The sequence below is a fragment of the Streptomyces sp. NPDC048278 genome, from assembly GCF_040652195.1.
In the GTDB taxonomy this organism is placed as follows: domain Bacteria; phylum Actinomycetota; class Actinomycetes; order Streptomycetales; family Streptomycetaceae; genus Streptomyces.
In genome coordinates, this window is the sequence record NZ_JBEZLP010000040.1 from 35118 (window position 1) to 55593 (window position 20476).

The 20476-nt window shown below is 72.2% G+C and carries 21 protein-coding genes and 1 pseudogene; 7 read left to right on the plus strand and 15 right to left on the minus strand.

The window, feature by feature from the left end; all coding sequences use genetic code 11:
- Positions 1-224 precede the first annotated feature (224 nt).
- Positions 225-1640: a Fic family protein gene (locus tag AB0D74_RS42495; RefSeq protein ID WP_362599434.1), complete on the plus strand. Its 1416-nt coding sequence runs from the start codon at positions 225-227 to the stop codon at positions 1638-1640.
- Positions 1641-1655: 15 nt separating this feature from the next.
- Here the strand turns inward: AB0D74_RS42495 and AB0D74_RS42500 are convergent, their stop codons facing one another.
- Positions 1656-2483, minus strand: coding sequence for a methyltransferase domain-containing protein (locus tag AB0D74_RS42500; RefSeq protein ID WP_362599436.1), 828 nt, complete (start codon positions 2481-2483; stop codon positions 1656-1658).
- Positions 2484-2923: 440 nt separating this feature from the next.
- Between AB0D74_RS42500 and AB0D74_RS42505 the strand changes: the two genes are divergently transcribed.
- A complete protein-coding gene (locus AB0D74_RS42505) occupies positions 2924-3346 on the plus strand; it encodes a PPOX class F420-dependent oxidoreductase (protein WP_362599437.1) in 423 nt (140 codons plus the stop codon).
- Between the two features lie 91 nt (positions 3347-3437).
- Positions 3438-4373 (plus strand): NAD(P)-dependent oxidoreductase, encoded by a 936-nt coding sequence (locus AB0D74_RS42510; protein WP_362599439.1) that lies wholly within the window; start codon positions 3438-3440, stop codon positions 4371-4373.
- A 290-nt stretch (positions 4374-4663) separates the two neighbouring features.
- Here the strand turns inward: AB0D74_RS42510 and AB0D74_RS42515 are convergent, their stop codons facing one another.
- From AB0D74_RS42515 to AB0D74_RS42535, 5 genes are all read right to left on the minus strand, one after another.
- Positions 4664-5443, minus strand: coding sequence for a polysaccharide deacetylase family protein (locus AB0D74_RS42515; protein ID WP_362599441.1), 780 nt, complete (start codon positions 5441-5443; stop codon positions 4664-4666).
- Positions 5444-5469: 26 nt separating this feature from the next.
- A complete protein-coding gene (locus AB0D74_RS42520) occupies positions 5470-6615 on the minus strand; it encodes an acyltransferase (RefSeq protein WP_362599443.1) in 1146 nt (381 codons plus the stop codon).
- A gap of 200 nt (positions 6616-6815) precedes the next feature.
- On the minus strand, positions 6816-7772 hold the full coding sequence (locus tag AB0D74_RS42525; RefSeq protein ID WP_362599445.1) for a transporter: 957 nt from the start codon (positions 7770-7772) through the stop codon (positions 6816-6818).
- On the minus strand, positions 7769-8686 hold the full coding sequence (locus AB0D74_RS42530; protein ID WP_362599447.1) for an ABC transporter ATP-binding protein: 918 nt from the start codon (positions 8684-8686) through the stop codon (positions 7769-7771). Before AB0D74_RS42530 ends, AB0D74_RS42525 begins: the two co-directional genes overlap by 4 nt.
- Positions 8683-9114 carry a GntR family transcriptional regulator gene (locus tag AB0D74_RS42535; RefSeq protein WP_362599449.1) on the minus strand — a complete coding sequence of 144 codons (432 nt, stop codon included), beginning with the start codon at positions 9112-9114 and terminating at the stop codon, positions 8683-8685. Before AB0D74_RS42535 ends, AB0D74_RS42530 begins: the two co-directional genes overlap by 4 nt.
- Positions 9115-9662: 548 nt before the next feature.
- Here AB0D74_RS42535 and AB0D74_RS42540 point away from each other — a divergent pair.
- Entirely contained in the window at positions 9663-10595 is a 933-nt protein-coding gene (locus AB0D74_RS42540) for an RNA polymerase sigma-70 factor (RefSeq protein WP_362599451.1), read from the plus strand.
- 301 nt (positions 10596-10896) lie between these two features.
- Here the strand turns inward: AB0D74_RS42540 and AB0D74_RS42545 are convergent, their stop codons facing one another.
- On the minus strand, positions 10897-11520 hold the full coding sequence (locus AB0D74_RS42545; RefSeq protein WP_362599453.1) for a DUF5134 domain-containing protein: 624 nt from the start codon (positions 11518-11520) through the stop codon (positions 10897-10899).
- 296 nt (positions 11521-11816) lie between these two features.
- Here AB0D74_RS42545 and AB0D74_RS42550 point away from each other — a divergent pair, with 296 nt between their 5' ends.
- A complete protein-coding gene (locus AB0D74_RS42550; RefSeq protein ID WP_362599543.1) occupies positions 11817-11975 on the plus strand; it encodes a MarR family winged helix-turn-helix transcriptional regulator in 159 nt (52 codons plus the stop codon).
- A gap of 49 nt (positions 11976-12024) precedes the next feature.
- On the opposite strand, the pseudogene AB0D74_RS42555 reads toward AB0D74_RS42550, so the two are convergent.
- Positions 12025-12219, minus strand: a pseudogene (locus tag AB0D74_RS42555) (hypothetical protein); the annotation flags it as partial.
- A 20-nt stretch (positions 12220-12239) separates the two neighbouring features.
- On the opposite strand from AB0D74_RS42555, the gene AB0D74_RS42560 reads away from it, so the two are divergent.
- Positions 12240-12521: an ATP-binding protein gene (locus tag AB0D74_RS42560; protein WP_362599455.1), complete on the plus strand. Its 282-nt coding sequence runs from the start codon at positions 12240-12242 to the stop codon at positions 12519-12521.
- A 117-nt stretch (positions 12522-12638) separates the two neighbouring features.
- Here AB0D74_RS42560 and AB0D74_RS42565 read toward each other — a convergent pair whose 3' ends face one another.
- A complete protein-coding gene (locus tag AB0D74_RS42565; protein WP_362599457.1) occupies positions 12639-13229 on the minus strand; it encodes an alpha/beta hydrolase in 591 nt (196 codons plus the stop codon).
- A 239-nt stretch (positions 13230-13468) separates the two neighbouring features.
- Here AB0D74_RS42565 and AB0D74_RS42570 point away from each other — a divergent pair, with 239 nt between their 5' ends.
- Complete coding sequence (locus AB0D74_RS42570) at positions 13469-14353, plus strand: sigma factor-like helix-turn-helix DNA-binding protein (RefSeq protein ID WP_362599459.1); 885 nt, start codon at positions 13469-13471, stop codon at positions 14351-14353.
- 468 nt (positions 14354-14821) lie between these two features.
- On the opposite strand, the gene ssuE is transcribed toward AB0D74_RS42570, so the two are convergent.
- The 6 genes from ssuE to AB0D74_RS42600 all read right to left on the minus strand — a co-directional run bounded on the left by ssuE (position 14822) and on the right by AB0D74_RS42600 (position 20476).
- On the minus strand, positions 14822-15379 hold the full coding sequence (gene ssuE / locus AB0D74_RS42575) for an NADPH-dependent FMN reductase (protein WP_362599461.1): 558 nt from the start codon (positions 15377-15379) through the stop codon (positions 14822-14824).
- 60 nt (positions 15380-15439) lie between these two features.
- Positions 15440-16228 carry an alpha/beta hydrolase gene (locus tag AB0D74_RS42580; RefSeq protein WP_362599463.1) on the minus strand — a complete coding sequence of 263 codons (789 nt, stop codon included), beginning with the start codon at positions 16226-16228 and terminating at the stop codon, positions 15440-15442.
- Between the two features lie 64 nt (positions 16229-16292).
- Positions 16293-17633 (minus strand): LLM class flavin-dependent oxidoreductase, encoded by a 1341-nt coding sequence (locus AB0D74_RS42585; RefSeq protein ID WP_362599465.1) that lies wholly within the window; start codon positions 17631-17633, stop codon positions 16293-16295.
- Positions 17634-17709: 76 nt separating this feature from the next.
- Entirely contained in the window at positions 17710-18564 is an 855-nt protein-coding gene (locus AB0D74_RS42590; RefSeq protein WP_362599539.1) for an ATP-binding cassette domain-containing protein, read from the minus strand.
- 53 nt (positions 18565-18617) lie between these two features.
- Positions 18618-19499 carry an ABC transporter ATP-binding protein gene (locus tag AB0D74_RS42595; protein WP_362599467.1) on the minus strand — a complete coding sequence of 294 codons (882 nt, stop codon included), beginning with the start codon at positions 19497-19499 and terminating at the stop codon, positions 18618-18620.
- Positions 19499-20476 carry an ABC transporter permease gene (locus AB0D74_RS42600; protein ID WP_362599469.1) on the minus strand — a complete coding sequence of 326 codons (978 nt, stop codon included), beginning with the start codon at positions 20474-20476 and terminating at the stop codon, positions 19499-19501. The genes AB0D74_RS42595 and AB0D74_RS42600 overlap by 1 nt, the downstream gene beginning before the upstream one ends.

The window sequence follows — 20476 nt, forward strand, 5'->3', positions numbered from 1 at the left end:
CCGGGGGCCCGCGCCTGCTTCGCCGCGAGAGGAAGGCTAGGCCGGATCCGGCGGAAAGTGTTTCCGGATCCGCCCCGGTCCTGCCGCCGAACGGGCAAGGAACTCCGCCGCGGACACTGTGGGCCGGAAAATCTCACCGGACCGCGGAAGGCGGACACCCGGCGCGCCGCCGGTTGCCGATAATGCGGTTGCCCGGCCGTGGGACGGCCGTGGAGTCTTGCGCGGTGAAGTCTGTGCTGTGGCCGTTCGACCTGTCCTGGGACGAGGTGGACCCCGCCCGTCATCCGTTCGACCACGCGGCGGCGGCGCGGGTGGTGCGCTCGCTCGGTCCGGCCCGCTGCGTTCCGAGCCGTCCTGACGTATCGCGCGGCGATCCCGCGATGAGCGCCTGGAGTCACGGCGAGGGCAGTCTCTGGGCCGCTGCCATGTCGTACGCCCTCATGCGACGTTACGGCCGCTGGGCCGTGGGCTGGCGCTGGGCGCACGACGAAGGGGACCTCGACGGCGGGCCCGTCGGGAGCTGGTGCTGCCCGCGGGACTCCATCAGCACCCCTGAGGAGACACTCGACCGGGTCGTCGCCGCGCTGGGCGAGTGGAGGGAGTGGCTGGAGAGTCTCGCCGGGAGGTTCGAGGCGTACCCGCTGGATCCGGCCGGCATCGAGGACCAGCGGATCCTGTGGGAGCGCGTCGCGCGGAACCTGATCCTTCAGGTCGTCGACCGCACCGGCTGCGGCAGCGGCTGGTACGGGCACTGCGAGCAGGTGCTCCGCTGGTTCCTCGACCGCTGGGGATTCGCACCGGACGACGCCCGCGACCTCGTCCGCGAGGCGGTCGGCGGGCGCTTCCACAGCTGGACCAGCCCCGACACCGTGCTGGTGGACGACATCGCGGAGCACCTCGCGCGGTCGCTGCCGCCGTCCCGCGGACCGCGGTCGCCCGCCGGGCCGGCCGTCGACCACCTGGCACGGTGGCTCGCCGTACGCGAGACCGTGGCCTGGCAGGAGGCCTCCGACCGTGGTGGGGAAGGACCGGTGACACCGGTACGCGACGGCGCGGCGGAGGACATCCGCGCCTTCGACGGCGCCCTGGACCCCGCTCGCGCCGAGGGACTGCTCGCCGCGCTCGAACGGCTCCGGGCCGACGCGGCGCACGGCGCGCCGCTCGACTTCGCGCTGCTCCAGAGCTGGCAGCAGCACGTCCTGGGCACCGCACACCCGCCCGCCTTCCGCACCCTGCCCGCCTTCGCCAAGCGCGGCCGGGAGCGCTACGGCATCGCCCCGGACACCCGGGCCCGCCTCGACGCCTGCCTGGCCGAGAGCTCCGGCAGCGGGGGAGCCGCGGGCGGCGCGGAGAGCGCCGAGGACGCCGGAGCACCGCTCCCGCTCCCGCTGACCGTCCGGGCCGCCCGCGCCTACCTCGACGTCTGCTTCTTCCACCCCTTCGACGACGGCAACGCCCGCTCCGCCTTCCTTGCCCTGGTCTTCGTCCTCGCCCGCGAAGGCGTCACGCTCGACGGCGTCAGCCTGCTCCGCCGCGTCACCTGCCAGGCCGACCGCGCTCAGGACGCCCTGTGGCTCGCGAATTACGTCGACCTCCACCTCGCGGAGACCCGGCGCCGGGCCGCCGCCCCGACCCCCTGACCGGGTCCCCTCCGATCAGCGGGAGGTGTCGTCGTCGCCCTTCCAGCCCCAGACGGTGAGCATGCCGGCCGACAGCGCGGCACACTCCTCGGAATCCAGGTACCGGATCGCCGCGTCCACGGCCGCGTCGTCGACCAGGCCGGTGGCGAGCATCGCCGCCCGGCTCCGCTCCCAGGTGTCCGCCCAGAAGCGGCTCACGGGACTGCCCGGCAGCAGCGGCGGCACATGGATCTCGGCGGCCACGGACCCGAGCCCCGCACCGCGCAGCAACTGCGGATACGACGGCACCCAGGAGACGTCCGTGCCGATGGCGGCCCGCAGCCCCCGCCACATCGCCCGCATCGCCGTGGTGTACGGCGTGTCGGGCGCCCGGTCGCTCGTCAGGTCGACCGCGTCGCTGAGCACCAGCACACCGCCGGGTGCGACGAGTCCGGCCAGCGTCGTGATCAGGCGCTCGTGCTCGGGCAGGTGCATCAGCACGAAGCGCGCGTGCACGAGCCGGAACCGGCCGGGGACGAGACCAGGGGCTGCCGTGATGTCGGCCTCCAGGACCTCAAGGCCGGGCCGCTCGCCCAGGAAGCGCACGTCGCGGTCCACGGCGAGCACGCTCTCCACCCCGGCCTCGTCCAGCAGCCGGCGGGAGACCGTGCCCGTGCCGGCACCCACGTCCAGGCAACGCCACCCCGGTCCGGCTCCGAGTTCCTTCAGCCGCGCCATGGTGATGTCGTCGTAGGCGAGGGCGCCGACGTCGATGCGTTCGCCCTCGCCCGCCTGCCCGGGACGGAAGACGGCCTCTCCGTAGCGGCCGGCCCCCGGCGCGTCCCCGCGTGGAACGGCGCTCACGCCGCCGCCGGCACAGCGCCGAATCCGAAGAACCGGAACGGCGCGTCGTCGCAGAGCCACATGAGCGGACCCCTTCCCGTGGTGCGGCGGTACCCGGCGCCCCCTCCCGGAGCCGCCGCCCACCGATCCTCCGCCTCCGGCGCCCCACCCGGCCGAGGCGCGCCGTACCTGATCCGTTCGGCCCATGGCCCGCACCCCGCTCGTGCGACGGACGGAGCAGGCGGTGCCACGTGACCTCGGCCGGCCTCCGTACCGTCACCGGTTGCCCGGTGCGGCCCAGTCGGCGAGCTGGAGGATCACATCGTCGGAGGGCGCCGCGGCCTTCGCCCAGGAGCGCCCGCGGTCCGATCCCTGCGGCACCTCGCCGCTGCGTCCAGGCGCACCAGGGCTCCGGATTCGACAGACTCGACCACAACCGCCCTACCCGGAGGAGACCCCCCATGTCCAAGCCGCCCCTGACCCCCGAGGCCGTCGACCTGCTGCGCCGCCCCAATCCGTGCGTGATGGCCACCCTGCGCTCGGACGGCACGCCGGTCACGACCCCCACCTGGTACCTCTGGGACGACGGCCGGGTCCTGATCAGCCTGGACGAGGGCCGGGTCCGGCTCAAGCACCTGCGCCGGGACCCGCGCGTGACGCTCACCGTCCTCGACGGCGACGACTGGTACAGCCACGTCACCCTGATCGGCCGGGTGGTCGAGTCCCACGACGACGAGGGCCTGACCGACATCGACCGGCTCTCCACCCACTACACCGGCAAGCCCTACCCGGAACGGGCCCGCGCCCGGGTCAGCGCCTGGATCGAGGTGGAGCGCTGGCACGGCTGGGGCGCCTTCAAGGACAGCGACCAGGCGTCCACCTGATCGCGCCGAGGGGCCGTGGGCCGTCGGCCGCCGCGGCGTCGTACAGTGCCGGTGGTCCTCACCCTCCGCACCACGACCAGGAGTTACGACGATGACGCAAGCGGCCGGCAGCCCCGCAACGCCCCGGTACGGCTTCGTCGGGCTCGGCGTGATGGGGCAGCCCATGGCGCTCAACCTCGCCCGGGCCGGCCTCCCACTCGTGGTGTGGAACCGGACCCCTGCGCGCGCCGAGGCGCTGCGCGCGGCCGGGGCGGAGGTGGCTTCGAGTGCCGAGGAGGTCTTCGCACGCGCGCGTGTCGTGATCGTCATGCTCCTCGACGAGACGGTGACGGACGCGGTCCTCGGCCGGGGCGGCCCCGCGTTCGAGAAGCTCGTCGCCGACCGCGTCCTCGTGTCCATGGGGTCGACGGCACCGGAGTACGCGCGCCGCCTCGCCGCCGACGTGCACGCCGCCGGTGGCCGCTTCGTCGAGGCACCCGTCTCCGGATCGCGCAGGCCGGCGGAGGCGGGTGAACTGGTCGCGATGCTGGGCGGGGATCCGGACACGGTCGCGGAGGTACGGCCGCTGCTCGCCCCGATGTGCCGGGAGACCGTCCACTGCGGTCCGGCCGGCTCCGGGGTGCTCATGAAACTGGCCGTCAACCTGTACCTCACCACGACGATCGCGGCGCTCGCCGAGGCCGTGCACTTCGCCCAGCGGCAGGGCCTGGACCTGGAGACCTTCCGGGCCGTCGTCGACAACGGTCAGCTCGGCAGCGGCGTGACCCGGGTCAAGGTCCCGATGCTCGCCGGGCACGACTTCACGGTGCAGGCGGCCACCGCGGACGCGTACGCCAGCACCCGGCTCGTCGCGGACGCGGCCCGCGCGGCCGGGATCGCCACACCGATGCTCGACCTCGGCAGCGACCTCTACGGCGAGAGCGTGGGGCTCGGCAACGGCCGCCTCGACATGTCCTCGGTCCTCACCGCGATCGAGGCCCGCACGGACACCGCCCGGAGCCAGCCGCCGGTGCCGTCCACCGACTAGGCCTCCGGCGCTGCGGATCGCCGTTTCCGGGTCCGGCGGGGCGGATCGCCCCGTACAGCACGGTGTCGACGGTCGCCCGCAGCAGTTCCGCCGCGGTCCGTTCCCGTTCGTACGGCAGCCGGGAGGGGAACAGCCGTTCCCACGCGCCGCAGGTGATCTCAGTCAGCCGATCGGGCGGAGCCGGCAGTGAGCCTCACCGCGTCCACGCGCTGCTCCACCCAGCGGCGCAGCACCGTGCGTCGCCGCACATCCTCCACCGGGGCCCCGCCCACAGGGCCCGTGGCGGTCTCTCAGGGCCGGTAGACCATGCCCGGCTGGGGCTTGGCAGGGGAGAGCAGCTGCGACACCGTGACGATCGTGTAGCCGCGCTGTTCGAGCGCCTTGATGATCCCGGGGACGGCGGGCACCGTGCCCTTGTGCAGGTCGTGCAGCAGGATGATGCCGTCGCGGTGCGTCTGGTCCAGCACCCGCTCGGTGATCAGCGCGGAGTCGGTCGTCTCGTAGTCCTTGGCCGTGACGCTCCACAGCACCTGGGCCAGCCCCAGCTCCCGGCAGACCTTGGCGACTTTGCGGTCGGTGCGGCCCTCCGGGGGACGCATGAGGACGGGCTTCTCGCCGGTGATCCGCTCGATGGCGTCCTGGGTCCGGGTCAGTTCCTGACGGGCGCCGGCCTCGTCGAGGTCCGTCAGCCTGGGGTGGGTCCAGGTGTGGTTGCCGATCTCCTGCCCCTCGGCCGCGATGCGGCGCAGGATGTCGGGGTACTTCGATATGTGACCCCTGCCCTGGACGAAGAACGTGGCGTGCAGACCGTCCTGTCCGAGGATGTCCAGCAGCTTGGGTGTCGTCGGGCTGGGGCCGCCGTCGAAGCTGAGGGCCACGCACTTGGCCCTGCGGCAGTCGACGCTCCCGGTCACCTGTCCCTTCGCCTTGTCGCGGGCGGCGCGTGGTGAGGTGTGCTCGTAGGTCGTGACCGTCAGGGCCAGGGTCACCGCGACGGCCACGGCGGCGGCGACCGCCGTCACGATGGCGATGAGGATGCGCGGACGTCTTGCCCGCTTGGTGAAGGCCATGGGAGATCCTGCTCTCGGGTGGGGTTTCAGAGTTGTCGCGTACGGGTGAGTGCCGGCCTGGCTGCGGGATCCGGCACTCGCATGTCGAGCGTCAGGCGGCGCCTGAGCAGGTGTCCCAGCCGACGCTCCACCGTGGTGTGGATGAACAGGGACAGCCCCAGTACGCAGACCACGGACACCGCCATCGAAGGCAGGGGCCCCAGCTCCGGGACAGCCCGGATCAGGCCTTTCGCCAAGGGAATCCCGATGCTCTGGTGGACGAGGTAGAAGGGGTAGGTGAGGCTGCCGGCGGTGACCAGCCAGCGCGAACGCAGCCTCGTCAGCGGTCCTTTGACGCCTGCCAGAGCCAGCAGCCCGAGGCACACCGTGAGCACGGCCGCGCACACGGCCCACGAGGGCCGGCTCTCGCCCGGGGGGACGGTGGCGTGGTCGGCCACCCGGAGTTCGAGGACGGTGAGTTCGAAGAACCAGGCGAAGCCCAGCAGCAGCCACAACAGGAGGCTCTGGCCGAACCTGTGCATGAGGTAGAGGACGATTCCGGCGACGAACAGGCCGGTGTACCGGGGCAGTACGAACTCGTCGAGCAGGGGCGTGTGGACTTCGAGGGCGATGACACCGGCCAGCAGCCAGGCCCCGCAGAAGGTCACCACCCGCCGGTAGGTCAGGCCGAAGACGAGCAGCACGGCCATCAGCAGGTAGAAACGGGCCTCCACCCAGAGCGTCCACCCGACTCCGTCGACCAGGTCCACCCCCAGAGGACCCGGAGCCATCGTCAGGTTTCCGAGGACGGTACGGGGGTCGATGCGGGTGGCGGTGGGCCAGTGGCCCAGCCGTGAGACAAGGACGAGTGCGACGACGAGGAGCACGGCGCACCAGTACGCCGGGAACAGCCGCGCGACGCGGGAGACGGTGAACTGTCCGGGAGTGCGCCCCCAGCAGCTCATGCAGATGACGAAGCCGCTGATGACGAAGAAGAACTCGACGCCGAGCCAGCCGTAGCGGCTGGTCTCGTGCAGGAACGGCGCGAAGTCACGGAGCTCGGTCCCTCCCCAGAAGTGCGGGGTGGGTGTCCCGAGGAAGTGGTACGCGGCCACCATGAGCGCGGCCACCAGGCGGAGCCCGTCCATCGCGGCCAGGCGTGCCGGCGCGTTCGGCGGTTCGGCAGACGGCATCTCGGGGGCCGTCTCAGGCGGTGGGCAGGGGCGGGCGGGGGACACGTATCTCCGACTCGCGGTGCGGGCGGTGACCGGATGCGTGGGTCGGGGCGTCGGCGGGCATGGCGAAGCGACCTCCGTGCGGTAGCGGTGCGGGAATCCCCGTGAACAGGAAGGGCGAACAGGTGGTGTGGACGGTCCCTGTGCGGTCGCCGCGGTCAGACGCGACGGCGCAGGAGCAGGACGGTGACCACCGTCAGCAGAACGGCCAGTCCGCCGAGGAGGGCGGTGTCGGTCCACTGGAAGGCCCAGTAGTCGCCGGCGGGGTTGGCCTCGTAGAAGCGGGCCACGTACCCGTGCCCCGCCATGCACTCCTTGAGCTGGGTGCCTGACGGATAGGGGCAGTTCAGTACGTCGTCGTGGCGGCCGGAGGCGGTGATCAGGCCGTAGGTGCCGGTCGACCACTTCTCGCCCATCGGCGCCTTCGGGACGATGCCGGCGCTGACGTAGGTGTGCGGCGGGACCAGCAGCCGGGTCCGGTGCGTCCACTCCAGCGCGAGGGCCGTCACCCCCGTCACCAGCAGGGTCAGGCCCATCGCCGCCAGGACCCGGCGGGCCAGCAGGCCCAGCAGGGTACCGGCCGCCAGGCCGAACAGAGCCGCCGCGACGACACGCGGGCCCGAGCCGCTCAGGGCCGTGTCGTCGTACCAGAACAGGCCGTAGCTGCGGTCTGCGGCCGGTCGCCACCACCAGGCGAACACCCCCGCCAGCAGGCCCGAGAGGGCGGTCGTGGCCGCCGCGGCCAGGGCGAACCGGGAGGCGAACCACTGACCGCGGGTCACGCCCTGGGCGAGGATCATGCGGTGCGTGCCCAGTTCCCGGTCGCGGCCCAGCAGCGGTGCGCCCCAGAAAACGCCGATGACCACGGGCAGGGCGATGTTCAGCACGCCGAGGTACTTCAGCGGCTCGACGTCCAGCAGCAGGGGCAGCCCGGTGCCGGACCGTGTGCAGTACAGCGGCCCGGTAGCGCAGTGGTCGAACAGCCCGCTGTGCAGGGCGTCCAGCATGCCCGAGCGGTAGTACGCGGCGATCACCGCGGTGAGGGCCAGGGTGACCACGCCGATACCGGCCGACACGCGCTGCAGGCGCCAGGCCAGCCAGAGGGAGCCCTTCACGCGGCCTCCTCCGTCTGCTCGGCGGGGACGGGGGAGGGGCGGTTCGGCTCACCGGCCTGGAGGTAGCCGATCAGGACATCCTCCAGCCCAGGCCGTTCGACGTGCCACTCGCCGCGCAGCGGTCCGCGCTGCCGTATCAGGGCGGTCAGCTGTCTGCCGCCGGTCCGGCTGTGCACGACCGTGTGCGGTGCGGCGAGGGCGTCGGCCTGGGTGGCGGGGCCGGTCAGTACGGCATGGCTCGCGCGCAGTGTCTCGGCGTCCTCGCTCAGCGCGACGCGGCCGTCCCGCAGGAGCAGTACCCAGTCGCAGGTCTCCTCCAGTTCGGGCAGGACGTGCGAGGACAGCACGATGTTCGTGCCGCGCTCGGCGGCCTCCGCCATCAGCTCCGCCATGATCTCGTCCCGTGCCACGGGATCGAGGTCGGCCAACGGCTCGTCGAGGAGCAGGAGTTCGGGGCGCTTGCCCAACGCCAGGGCGAGCGCGACGCGAGTGCGCCGCCCGGGCGACAGCTCGCCGACACGGGCGTGCGGCGGAATGCCGCCCTCGCGGACGATCCGCTCGGCGGTCGCGCGGTCCCACGAGGAGTTCAGCTTCTCGCCCATCAGCAGGGTGTCCGCCACGGTGAAACGCGGGTAGAGCGGCTTGTCCTGGGTGAGGAGGGCGACCCGGGCGCGGGCCCCGGCCGTTCCGGGCAGGGTGTCCAGCACCCGCAGCTCCCCGGAGCCCGGCCGCAGCAGTCCGCCGGCCAGGTGCAGCAGGGTGCTCTTGCCGGCGCCGTTGCGTCCGACGAGGGCGGTGACACGACCGCCGGGCACGGTGAACGCGCAGTCCCGCAGGGCCTCGCCGCCCCGTCTGCGGTACCGGAACCCCAGTCCCGTGGCGCGCAGCGCTGGCGGTGCCTCCGGCTCGGTCATGCGTCCTCCCTCTTGCGGTCCCGGTCGCCCGGGGCGCTGCGGTCGTGCTCGTTGTCGTAGGCGTCCAGGACGGCTGTGACCAGGGCGAGGACATCGGCCCGTTCCAGTCCCGCGGCCCGCGCGCGGGCCACCCAGTCGGTGGCCTCACGGCGCAGCGGGGAGTCGTCCCCGGCGCCGGGCCGGCCGAGGGACCGGGTCACGAAGGTCCCGAGACCACGGCGCAGTTCGACCAGGCCGGCCTGTTCCATGTCGCGGTAGGCCCTGAGCACGGTGTTGGGGTTGATGGCGGTCGCCGCCACCACTTCCCTGGCCGTGGGCAGCTTGTCCCCGACCTGCAAGGTGCCCATCCTGAGCGCCCGTTCGGTCTGCTCGATGATCTGCACGTAGGCCGGTACACCGCTGCCACGGTCGATCCGGTAGTCGATCACGCGGCCCCTCCCCGGTTCCACCATCATTGTATTAATGAATTGATGGAAGCATGGTAGGTCCTCGGCGGCGTTGTCAAACACCGAGGGGGCCCGCGGTAAGCGGGCCGAATCACCAGTTCATGCGATGCGTGTCGGCTCCGGGTGTCACAGTTTCCGGCCCTACCCGGTCAATGCTCCGACGGGCCGAGCGGGCGCGAGGGAGGAGGGCGGCTTCACCTGCCGGCCGAATCACTAGATCATGCGATGCGCCTCGACGCCGCTTTGAACCAGTCTGTGCTGGTTGGCGAATGACGCATCGTATGGCGAGAAGAAGAGTGCATCTGCTGCTCAGGGTTCGGATGTGAGCCAAGGAGCCTGCCGTGAGACAACGATGTCTCCGTCCGGGGCCCGCGGATGCGGTGGGACCAGCCGTGACTTTCGGCGGCCACCTTCCCTCGCCACCAGGAAAAGCCGTCCGGGCAGCTTGCCGAACCCGCCTGCCTGCATCCGTCAGCGATGTGATCTCGCCACCCGAAAGCTGTCTCCGGAAGAACGAGGGCCGTAGGACCATGTATCTCGAGTCGTCCCCCGTGGTGAGCGACCTTGACGACGCCGTATCCGTGTTCGTGCAGCATCGGGCGCGTCTGTTCGGGATCGCCTACCGCGTGCTGGGCAGTGTGGTAGAGGCCGAGGACGTCGTCCAGGAGGTGTGGCTGCGCTGGCAGAAGACCGACCGTTCCGTGGTGGTGAGTCCGGTGGCCTTCCTGTCGAGCGCGACGACCCGTCTGGCCATCAACGTGGCGCAGTCGGCGCGGGTGCGCCGGGAGACCTATATCGGGCCCTGGCTGCCCGAGCCCGTCGACACCGGTTCGGATCCGGAGGTGGGCGCGCAGCGGGCGGAGGCCCTGGAGCTGGCGCTGTTGCTGGTGCTGGAGCGGCTGAGCCCTGCCGAGCGCGCCGCGTACGTCCTGCGCGAGGCGTTCGACTACGCCTACCCCGAGATCGCCGAGATGCTCGGGCTCAGTGTCGTCAACGTGCGCAAGATCGTCAGCCGCGCCCGCAGGCATCTGGGCGACGAGCAGCGGGAGAGAGTGGAGGCGGCGGAGCATCGGCGCCTTCTGGAGGCCTTCGTCTCGGCGGCCAGAACGGGGGACGTGGCGTCGCTGGAGACCCTCCTGACCGCCGACGCCGTCAGCCTCTCCGACGGCAACGGGCTGAAGGGCTGCGCGCGCATACCTGTGCAGGGCCGGGCACGTATCGCCAGGATGTCGACCTATCCACGGCTGTGGCGAGACACGGACCTGCGGCTGGTCCAGGCCAATGGTCGTACGGGTGCCCTGATGCACCGCGACGGTTCCCCCACCGCGATCGTGACGATCGCCGCCTCGGCGGCGGGCATCCACCAGGTGATGTGGATGTTCAGTCCGAGCAAGATCACGGCCTTCCTCGACTCGGGTTCCCGCTGCGCGACCGTTCCCGGCCCTGTGCCGACCTACGAGTGAGCCACGCTCGCCGCATGCCGACGGACGTGCCGGTCACAGAAGGACCTGCGTCGGAAGGCCCATCCGGCCTGCGGCATGCTCGCCCCATGGGCAGCGCAGATCCCACGGGCGGCCTGGTTCCCGGGCCCGGGAACCAGACCGGGACCGGGCTGCCCCTCAGGGGCCGGGACCGACGGGCCCAGCTGAGCGGTGCCCGGGCTCCGTCGGTGCGGCCCGCGGCGCAGTGTCTTGCGTTCCTCGTCCGGGAGAAGCGTCTTGAAGCGGTGGAAGTCGGCGCCCAGCAGGCTTTCCGTCGATTCCGTCAATGGGGCATCAGGAGCATGACCAGCGTTCCCATGGCCGTCGCTCCGTCCCAGAAGCGGTGGCACATGCTGCGGAGGCTGGTCGGGTCGGCCACCGTGCCGGTGGTCGCGCGCAGCGCGGGCATGTCGCGGGTCAGCGAGTGCAGAGCACATGCGAGCAGGTACAGCGCCAGCACTCCGGTGACGACGCTGCCGGCCTTCGACTCGCCCATGGAGTGGCCGGCCCGCATGGCCTGGTGTGCCGTCGGAACACCGTCGGCCATGGTCTGGCGCGAGTGACCCGCCGCGCGGTACGACATCCAGGTCATCGCCGCCATGCCCACCGCGTACGGCAGTCTCCGCACGGTTGCCGACAGGTGTCCCTCCCGGCCGCTCCTGACGGCGGTCAGCGGGAACCACAGTGCGGCGGCGGCGAAGAAGACCGACTGCGGCAGCGCGGGCAGGGTGCCGCCCCAGCTCCACGGCATCGTTGCCATGGTCAGCGCCATGACGGCGTGCAGCAGATGGTCGACGCGGTTGCGGCAGCCACCGGTCCGGGCCAGGACACTCTGCCGGAGAGCCCGGACAGCGACCGCCGCGAACAGCGCGGTCAGCATGCAGTGGACGACGTCAGTGGCACTCATGCCGAGTCGCACCCTTCCACGGATCCACCGAACCCTGAGTCAGACATACCTCGCGACCGGAACATCTCCGGACAGACATGCCGGTGGCCGGTCTCGTGTTCCCACGTCCCGGTCCCCCGTACGTCTCACAGTGCTGACCGGGCGCACAGCGGATCTGTGACACCAGCCGATACGCGGCCGGGCCGTACAGCCAGACGGGATTGATCTGCGCGAGGGTTCTGGTGGACCGGGGGCCCACGGTGCAGCGGGACCTGGGTCCGGCGACGGGGTCGGACAAAGCGGGTGTCATGAGGGTCGTGGACGATATGGAGCGGATGGGGCCGGCCGTACGCAAGGCGGTTCCGGGGGACCGGCGGGTACGGGCGGTGGAGACCACGCCGCGGGGCGTCGAGCTGTTCGACGCGGCACATGTGGCGGCAAAGCCGCCGGCCGAGCGGGTGGTGGCCGGTCCGTGACCGCTATGGCCTCGCCCACGGTCCGGGTGCCCATCGTGATGCACAACGCGTAACTCACGGCCTCGAGTTCGAGCGCCCTTTCCCGCCCCTCGTTCCCGGCGAGCGCGATCCGCAGGCACACGTACCTGGCCGGCAGCCCTCTGACGACCTTCGGATCCGGAACAACGAGCACAGCCGGGCCCGCCCTTTTGGCGACGGTCAAACAATCGGGCTTGCCGGTGCCCGGGCTGAGGGTCCTGACCATTCGGAGCCGTCGAGATCTACGTGCGCTGGTACGCGGGCCGGTCCAAGAGCCAGGTGTCCGCCTCGCTGGGGGTGGACCGCAAGACGATCAGGCCCGTCGGCGTCGGGAAGACACACGTCGCCCAGGCCCTCGGCCACCAGGCCGTCCGGCAGGGAGCAAACGTCCGGTTCGCCAAGGCCAGCCGCAGCCGCCTCCTCGCCGAACTCGCCGGCGGCCACGCGGACCGCACCTGGGACAGGCGCATGCGCGAAGCCGTCCGCCCGACCTGCTCGTCCTCGATGACTTCGCCATGCGTCGGCTGACCGCGTCCCAGGCCGACGACCCGGCTACCAGCCCAATCAAGGGACAAAAGGGCGCCGCCAGCAGGCCGGACACCTCCGCCAGCGGCTGGAACCCACCCGAGCCGATCTTGTCAGCCCTCAGTGGCCGAGCAAGCCGATGAAGCGGTCCAGCCTTGAGACGATCTGCCGCAGGACCTCAACCGATCCTGCGGCATCGTCCGCAAGCTCCAGGCCATGGTCCGCCGAGGGCACCTCCAGGACATCGTGCCGCAGGGACGCAGCAATGCGTGAATCCCAGACCTTGTCGGCGCTTCCGCCGACGAGGAGGGTCGGCTCCGTGGCTCGCCGGAGAGCCGCCTCAACGTGGTCGATGGTCAGGAGCGGGGTGAGCCATGCTGCCGGGATGCTCCTGTCAGCTGCGATGCCGCAGGCGAGGGAGCCCAGGGACTTGCCGACCACGAGCCGACAGGCCCCCGCCTCGGCTTCGACGGCCTCGGTGACCTGCCGCTCCACCCATGCGATCCGGTCGTCCACCGTGAACTGCGCGAACTCACCGGGGATCTGCCACCACAGCTCCTGAACCGTCCAGCCATGCTGGAGCAGGACGCTCCGGGCGAAGTGCAGGAGCGGCCTGGCAGGCGAGTAGCCGACACCTGGAACGACAACGGCGACACGATCTCGGGCTCCGTCGAAACGGGTGGGCATGGCGAAGGGAACGGGATCCGACATGGCCGCAGACTACAAGTGAGCTGATCTTGTGACTCCCGGTGCTCGAACGCTGTCACGACCACCGCCTGGGGAATTACGTGACCGTCGACGCTCCCTTTCGACGTGCGCGGCACACCGGCGTGAGTGAGGTGCGCGGCAGGTGGAGACAGGCGATGTCACACGACGCGTGCGTGCCCGGTCAGTGGATTGAGCCGAGAGACGAAAATGTCGCGTGTGCCTTGTGAGGGGGAGAAGGCCATATGGACGATGCCGACGCGGTGCCGGTCGCGGAGCTGCTCGACGAGCGGCGGCACCTGCTGGAAGTGACCTACTGGATGCTGGGCGACTCCGGCGAGGCGGAGAACGTGGTCGGTGAGACCTACCGTCGGTGGTACGGGCTGTCCGACCCGGAGCGTGGCCGGATCGCTGCTCCCCGGCACTGGCTCGCCAAGACCGCGGGCGGGATCTGTCTGGGCCTGCTCGCTCGCCCCCGTCGTGGGGTTGGCGCCCGGTGGGACCAGGCAGGGGACGCCGAGGGCGCTCAGGCGGGCCTGGCGGAGGAGGTCAGCCGGGTTCTGCTGAACGCGCTGGACTCGCTGTCACCGGCCGAGCGGGCGGCGTTCGTGCTCAACGACGTCTTCGGGATGGCCTCCGACACGGTGGCCGACATCGTGGGACGCCCGGAGTCCGAGTGCGTCGAGCTCGCCGACCGTGCCCGTCGCAGTCTGCGGAGGCAGCGCTCGCGCTCCACCCCTCCTGATGAACAGGATCTCCTCGCCCGCACCGTCCGCCAGGCCTGCGTGGACGAGGATGCCGGACTCCTCGAGTCGCTGCTGTGTCCGGACGTCACGGCGTTCTTCGACGGCGGCGGCAAGGTCCGCGCACTGAGCAGGCCGGTACACGGCAGCCGTCGGGTCGCCCGCAGCCTGCTGACACTCCTCGGCCGCCAGCCGCGCACCACCCTGACCACCCACTCGGTCAACGGGCGTACCGGCCTCCTCGCCCGTTACGACCGCCAGGTCGCCGCCGTCATCAGCCTCGACATCGCCGAACACCGTGTCGCGCAGGTGTGGGTCGTCCTCAATCCCGACAAGCTGCGCTCCTGGAACGAGCCTCCCGTCCTCCCGGACTCCGGCTCGCTCTGATCGCCGGCGCCCGCGGGTCGGCAACCGCCGACGAACGTGACGGTCTCATCGAGCGGTGCCCGGCCGATCCGGGGCCGGCTTGCCGTGACGTCCTCGTGCCCGATCGACATGCCGCAGAAGAGAAGGAGTTCGTCCGGCGGCGACAGGACCTCCGCGACGGTCCTGTGGTACTTCGCCCAGGCCGTCTGCTGAGTCGGTCACTGATGGACCGGGTCGGACGGCCGCACGAGGTGGGGTGTGCCCCGGTGGAGCTGACCAAGGCCGTGCGGGGTGTGACCGCGCACGGCCGTCCCGGCGCCGCGTCAGGCGGCCGGCCTCGTCCTCGATGAGCAGCGCCGCACCCGCGTCCTGGCCCGGGCGGCCGAGTTGTCCAGCGAGATCAACCACCGCATCGGCGCGGCAAGCCGACGGCCGCCCGCACCGCGGCGCGGGACGAGCAGTGCACGTCCGACGTCCGACCGTCTCGGCTCAGCCCGCCGCCGCCAGCTGCGGGGTCCGGTCGTGCAGCGCTGCCGAGAAGCGGTCCGTGACCTCTGCCAGTGCCTCGGCCGAGGCCGGGGCCACGGCCAGCCGGCCGTCGGCGTCCGTCGTGATCTCCTTGTCGAGCGTGAACCAGCCGGGCACGATGTGCGCGGCGCCCATGGAACTGAGCACCGGGCGCAGGGCGTAGTCGATGGCCAGGACATGCGCCGTGCTGCCGCCGGTCGCCAGCGGCAGCACGGTCTTCCCGGCCAGCGCGTACTGCGGGAGCAGGTCGAGCAGGGACTTCAGCAGGCCCGAGTAGGCCGCCTTGTAGATCGGCGTGCCGATCACCACGCCCTCGGCCCGCTCGAACAACGCGGTGGCCCCGACGACGGCCGGATGCGCGAAGTCGGCGCCCAGCAGGGCTTCCGCGGGCAGGGTGCGCACGTCGAGGGCGATCACCTCGTGGCCCTGCGCGGCCAGCCGGCGGTCCAGGTGGCGCAGCAGACGCGCGGTGCGCGAGGTGGAGGACGGGCTTCCGGAGACGGACAGGACAAGGGCCATGGTGAGCCTTCCAGAGTCGGAACGGGGGAGTCGGTCAGGAGTCGGAGCCGGCCGGGGCGCTCACCACGCGCTCGACTCCACCGCGACCACCGGGACGAGGTCGTTGCGCAGGGTCTCCAGGAACGTGACGACCTCGGCCGCCACCGAGCGGTGCTGGAGGTCGTTGAGGACGTCGTGGTGGCCGCCGCGGACGACCGCGAGACGTGCGCGGGGCCAGGACTCGGCCGCGCGGTCCAGCGCGTCCCGGTCCGCGAGCGGATCGGCGTCACCGGTCAGCAGCAGGGCGGGTACGGCGGGTTCGCTGTCGTACGCGGCCGTGAGCAGCGGCTCGGGCACCGCGTCGGCGAGCGCTCCCCGGCTGAACCCGGTGTCGCCGGTGAGCCTGGCGCGGTGGGTCGGGCAGGAGGTGCGCACGTCGAGTTCGTCCTCCCAGGTGCCGGTTCCGGTAGGGGCGGCGGTGCGTCCGGGGAGGCCCGCGAGGACGACGGCGTCCGGCCGCGGTGCTCCGCCGGACTCCGGCCGGGCCAGCAGTGCGGCGACCGCGAGGGCTCCGGTGTCCGCCGCGGCCAGCACCAGCGGTCGTACGGCGCCACCGCCGGAACCGTCGGGCGCGGTGCCCTCGGCGGCCGTGGCGAGGGCCGCGCCGAAGCGGTCCAGGGCGCCGGGGAGGTCGGCGGCGTCGAGGGCCGGGGGATCGACCACCCGGACCCGGTAGGCGTCGGCCGCGAGGCGTCTGCCGAACCGCTCGTAGGTCGCCCGGCTCTCGCCCCGGCCCGGCACCACCACGACCGTGCCGCGGACGAGCAGGCCTTCGGGCCCGTGGTGGTCGGTGTACTCGGTCGTGCTCATGTCCTCACTCCTGCGGTCGGCCGTTGCCGGTCTCTGGTTGCCGGTCTCTGGTCGGTGGGTGCGTTCAGTCGGTCGCGAGGGCGCGCTCGCGGGTGTGCCGGTTGACGGGGACCGGCAGGCCGAGGTTGCCGCGCAGGGTGTCGGCGGCGTACTCGGTACGGAACAGGCCGCGCTTCTGCAGCAGCGGGACCACGCCGTCCACGAAGAGTCCGAGTTCGTCCTCGGTGCGGAAGGCGAGGTTGATGCCGTCGAAGGTGCCGGCGGCGAACCAGCGCTCGATCGCGTCCGCGACGGTCTCCGGCGCCCCGACGAACGGCGAGCGGCGGAACTCGTTGGCCGACTCCGCGACCTGGCGGAGCGTCAGCTTCTCCGCGCGGGCCCGCTCGACGATCCGGGCCGCGCTGGTACGGCCGCCCTTCTCGGCGAGGTGGGCGATGTCCGGGAACGGAGCGTCCAGATCATGCGCGCCGAAGTCGTAGGCACCGAACGACCGGCCCAGCAGTGCCAGGTTGCGTACCAGGTCGTTGTCCTCCTCGAAGATCTCCCGCTCCCGGCGCAGTGCCGCCTCGTCGGTGGCGGCGACGACCGGGCCGCCGTGGATGAAGATCTTGATGTGCTCCGGGTCCCGCCCGTAGGCGGCGGTACGGCGCTTGATGTCGGCGTAGTAGTCCTGGGCCTGCTCCAGCGAGCCGCCCGGCGCGTAGATGCCCTCGGCGACCCGGGCGGCCAGGTCCCGGCCCTCCTCGGACACCCCGGCCTGGAAGATCACCGGCTGGCCCTGGGGCGAGCGGGACAGGTTGAGGGGGCCGGCCACCTTGAAGTGCTCGCCCGCGTGGTTGAGTGCGTGCAGCCTGGCCGGGTCGAGGAACAGGTCCCGCGCGACGTCGGCCGGGAAGGCGTCGTCCTCGTAGGAGTCCCACAGGCCGCGCGCCACCTCGACGAACTCCAGGGCCCGGCCGTAGCGGGTGGTGTAGTCGAGGTGCTCGTCGAGGCCGTAGTTCTTCGAGGTGCCGGTGTCGAAGCTGGTGACGACGTTCCAGCCGGCCCGCCCGCCGCTGATGTGGTCCAGCGAGGCGAATCGGCGGGCCAGGTTGAAGGGCGAGTTGTACGTCGAACTCGCCGTGCCCACCAGGCCGATGTGCCGGGTGTGGGTCGCCACCGCCGACAACAGGGTCAGCGGCTCCAGGCGGTTGAGGTAGTGCGCCGGGTAGGTGGCGTTGATGAACTGGCTGTCCACGATGAACAGGGCGTCGAACAGGGCGTGTTCGGCGGCCTGGGCCAGCCGGATGTAGTAGTTGACGTCGATGCTGGCGTTCTTGGCGACCCGGGGGTCCTTCCAGAGGCCGTGCTGGCCGGGGCCGCCGACGCCGTAGGGGTGCAGCGCGAGATGGATCTTGCGGGACATGGTGGGTCCTTTCGGTGGTGCTCGGAAGCCGGTGGTACTCGGAAGCCGGTGGTGCTCGGGAAGCCGTCGGGTCGCGTCAGGCGTGCAACAGGGCGCGCAGCGCCTCGCGTTCGGCGCGGCCGGCGCCGGCCGCACCACGGAGCGTGGGCGCCGAGCCGACGAGCAGCCGGGTGTAGGGGTGCCGGGGGCGGGCGATGACGTCACGGGCGGTACCGGTCTCCACCAGCTTGCCCCGGTACAGCACCGCGATGCGGTCGGCGACGCCGGCCACGGAGCCGAGGTCGTGGGAGATGAAGACCTGGGCCACGCCCGTGTCCCGGAGCTCCTTGAGGATCTCCAGGACCTGGACCCGGTTCGCCGAGTCCAGGGCGCTGACCGGCTCGTCCAGGATGATCAGCCGCGGTTCGGTGATCAGCGCACGGGCCACCGCGACGCGCTGCCGCTGGCCGCCGGACAGCTCCCCGGGCAGCCGGTCCAGGAGTTCCGCCGCGAGCCGCACCCGGTCCAGCAGGGCACGGGCCCGCCCGACGGCCTCCGGGCGGGGGACACCGCGGACGAGGAGCGGCTCGGTGAGGGAGTCCGCGACGGTGAGGTCGGGGTCGAGGCTGCGCAGCGGGTCCTGGAAGACGTACTGCACGACACCCCGGCGCCGCAGCTCGCGCCACTGCCCGCGGCCGTACCCGGTGACCTCCTCGCCCGCGACGGTGACCGAGCCGCCCGCCGGGCGCACCAGGCCGAGGACGGCGCGGGCGAGGGTGGACTTGCCGGAGCCGGTCTCCCCGATGAGGCCGACGGTCTCGCCGGGGGCGACGGTCAGCGACACGCCGTGCAGGGCGCGGCGGCGCCGGCGGCGCGGTCCGTAGTCGACGTCCAGGCCGGTGACGGCGAGGACCGGGTTCACGGGGTCGGCGTCGGCGAGCGGCGGGCTCACGGGGTCGGCCTCGGCGAGCCGCGGGCTCGCGGTTCCGGTGTCGGCGGTGCCGCTCACGTCTCCTCCTCCGCGGCGAGGAACTTCTCCAGGCCGTACTGTTCGTGCTCGGCGATGAGCAGCCGGGTGTACTCGTGCCGGGGCTCGTGCAGAACCCTGCGGGTGGGCCCCTGTTCGACCACCTCGCCCCGGCGCATGACCAGCACCTCGTCGCACCACCGGGCGACCAGGGCGAGGTCGTGGGAGACCAGCACCAGGGCGAGCCCGGTGCGTTCGCGCAGATCGGCGAGGAGGTCGAGGATCTCCGCCTGGACGGTGACGTCGAGGGCGGTGGTGGCCTCGTCGGCGATGAGGACCAGCGGGTCGGCGGCGACCGCGGTGGCGATCAGGACCCGCTGGAGCATGCCGCCGGACAGCTCGTGCGGGTACTGGTCGTGGACCAGCTCGGGGTCTGGCAGCCGGACCGCCCGGAGCAGTTCCAGCGCCCGCTGCCGGGCCGCACGGCGCTTCAGGCCGAGCTTGACCCTGACCACCTCGGCGATCTGCGCGCCGACCCGGAGGGACGGGTTGAGGTAGGACGCCGGGTCCTGGAACACCGCGCTGACGGTGGCGCCCCGCAACTCGGTCCACCGGCGCGCGGTGAGGGTCGCGATGTCGGTGCCGGCGATCTCGATCGTGCCCGCGGTGACCTCGAAGTGCGGGGGCAGGATGCCGAGCGCGGCCCGGCAGGTGAGGGTCTTGCCGCTGCCGGACTCGCCGACGATGCCGACGGTCCGGCCGGGGGCGAGGTCGAAGCTCACCCCGTGCACGAGCTCGCGGTCGCCCGCGTGGTCGGTGATCCGCACCCCGCGCAGCGAGAGCACGGGCGCGGCGGGTGTCCCGGCGGTACGGGTCGGGGCCGGGGCGAGGTCGCCGGACAGGCCGGACAGGGTCGTCATCACGCACCTCCTGAGGTGATGGGGCCGGCCGAGCCGGGTCGGTCGGCACGGGCCGTGCGGTCGTCGGTCCGGTCGCCCCCGCTCCTGTCGCTGCCGGTCCTGCCGTCCCCGGTCCTGCCGCCGCCGGCCCGGTTGGCCCGAGCCCTGCGGTCGTTGACGAGGGCGCGTCCGGCCTCCCCGGAGACGTCCCGGACCGCGTCGGCGAGCAGGTTGCAGGCCCAGACGGTGACCGTGATGAGCAGGGCGGGCGCGAGCGGGGCCCAGGGGCGCCGGCTCAGGTAGCCGAGGTCGGAGGCGAGGAGCCCGCCCCAGGTGGGCGCGGGCGGCTGCACGCCGATGCCGAGGAACGTCAGGCTGGAGACGATGACGAAGCCGACGCCGACCGTCTGGGCCAGAGCGACCGCGATCGGCGGCAGCACCTTGGCCCACACGTGCCGGCGCACGATCCAGCCGGTGGACGCGCCGGAGATCACCGCCGCCTCCACGTACTGGGAGCGGGTCACCGAGAGGGTCGCCGCCCGGGCCACCCGGTAGAACAGCGGCGACACCAGGACCCCGGTGACGAGCATCGCCTGGGTGATGCCGTTGCCCAGCAGCGCGACCACGGCGACGGCGAACAGCAGGAACGGCAGCGCCACCAGTGTGTCCGCGAGGCGCAGGGTGATCCACTCGAAGACCCGGCCGAGCTGCACGGACAGGATGCCGGGGACGACACCCACGACCAGTGCGGTGACGGCTACTTCGAGGGAGCCGAGCACGCTGATCCGGGAACCGGCCAGGAGCCGGCTGAGCACGTCCCGGCCGAGGTAGTCGGTGCCCAGCCAGTGCGACCCGGAGACGGCGGCGAGCGTGTCGTCGCTGGTGCCCAGCGGGTTCTGCGGGGCGAGCAGCGGGCCCAGCAGGGCAAGGAGGGCGACGGCGACGAGGACGGCGACGGCGATCCTGCCGGTGGTCAGGGAGAGGACGCGGCGGACCAT

Coding starts and splice junctions, on each gene's coding strand:
- AB0D74_RS42505 (WP_362599437.1), top strand. CDS start 2,924: ATGTCCAAGCCGCCCCTGACCCCCGAGGCCGTCGACCTGCTGCGCCGC.
- AB0D74_RS42510 (WP_362599439.1), top strand. CDS start 3,438: ATGACGCAAGCGGCCGGCAGCCCCGCAACGCCCCGGTACGGCTTCGTC.
- AB0D74_RS42515 (WP_362599441.1), bottom strand. CDS start 5,443: ATGGCCTTCACCAAGCGGGCAAGACGTCCGCGCATCCTCATCGCCATC.
- AB0D74_RS42520 (WP_362599443.1), bottom strand. CDS start 6,615: ATGCCGTCTGCCGAACCGCCGAACGCGCCGGCACGCCTGGCCGCGATG.
- AB0D74_RS42530 (WP_362599447.1), bottom strand. CDS start 8,686: ATGACCGAGCCGGAGGCACCGCCAGCGCTGCGCGCCACGGGACTGGGG.
- AB0D74_RS42540 (WP_362599451.1), top strand. CDS start 9,663: ATGTATCTCGAGTCGTCCCCCGTGGTGAGCGACCTTGACGACGCCGTA.
- AB0D74_RS42545 (WP_362599453.1), bottom strand. CDS start 11,520: ATGAGTGCCACTGACGTCGTCCACTGCATGCTGACCGCGCTGTTCGCG.
- AB0D74_RS42565 (WP_362599457.1), bottom strand. CDS start 13,229: ATGTCGGATCCCGTTCCCTTCGCCATGCCCACCCGTTTCGACGGAGCC.
- AB0D74_RS42570 (WP_362599459.1), top strand. CDS start 13,469: ATGGACGATGCCGACGCGGTGCCGGTCGCGGAGCTGCTCGACGAGCGG.
- ssuE (WP_362599461.1), bottom strand. CDS start 15,379: ATGGCCCTTGTCCTGTCCGTCTCCGGAAGCCCGTCCTCCACCTCGCGC.
- AB0D74_RS42580 (WP_362599463.1), bottom strand. CDS start 16,228: ATGAGCACGACCGAGTACACCGACCACCACGGGCCCGAAGGCCTGCTC.
- AB0D74_RS42585 (WP_362599465.1), bottom strand. CDS start 17,633: ATGTCCCGCAAGATCCATCTCGCGCTGCACCCCTACGGCGTCGGCGGC.
- AB0D74_RS42595 (WP_362599467.1), bottom strand. CDS start 19,499: ATGACGACCCTGTCCGGCCTGTCCGGCGACCTCGCCCCGGCCCCGACC.
- AB0D74_RS42600 (WP_362599469.1), bottom strand. CDS start 20,476: ATGGTCCGCCGCGTCCTCTCCCTGACCACCGGCAGGATCGCCGTCGCC.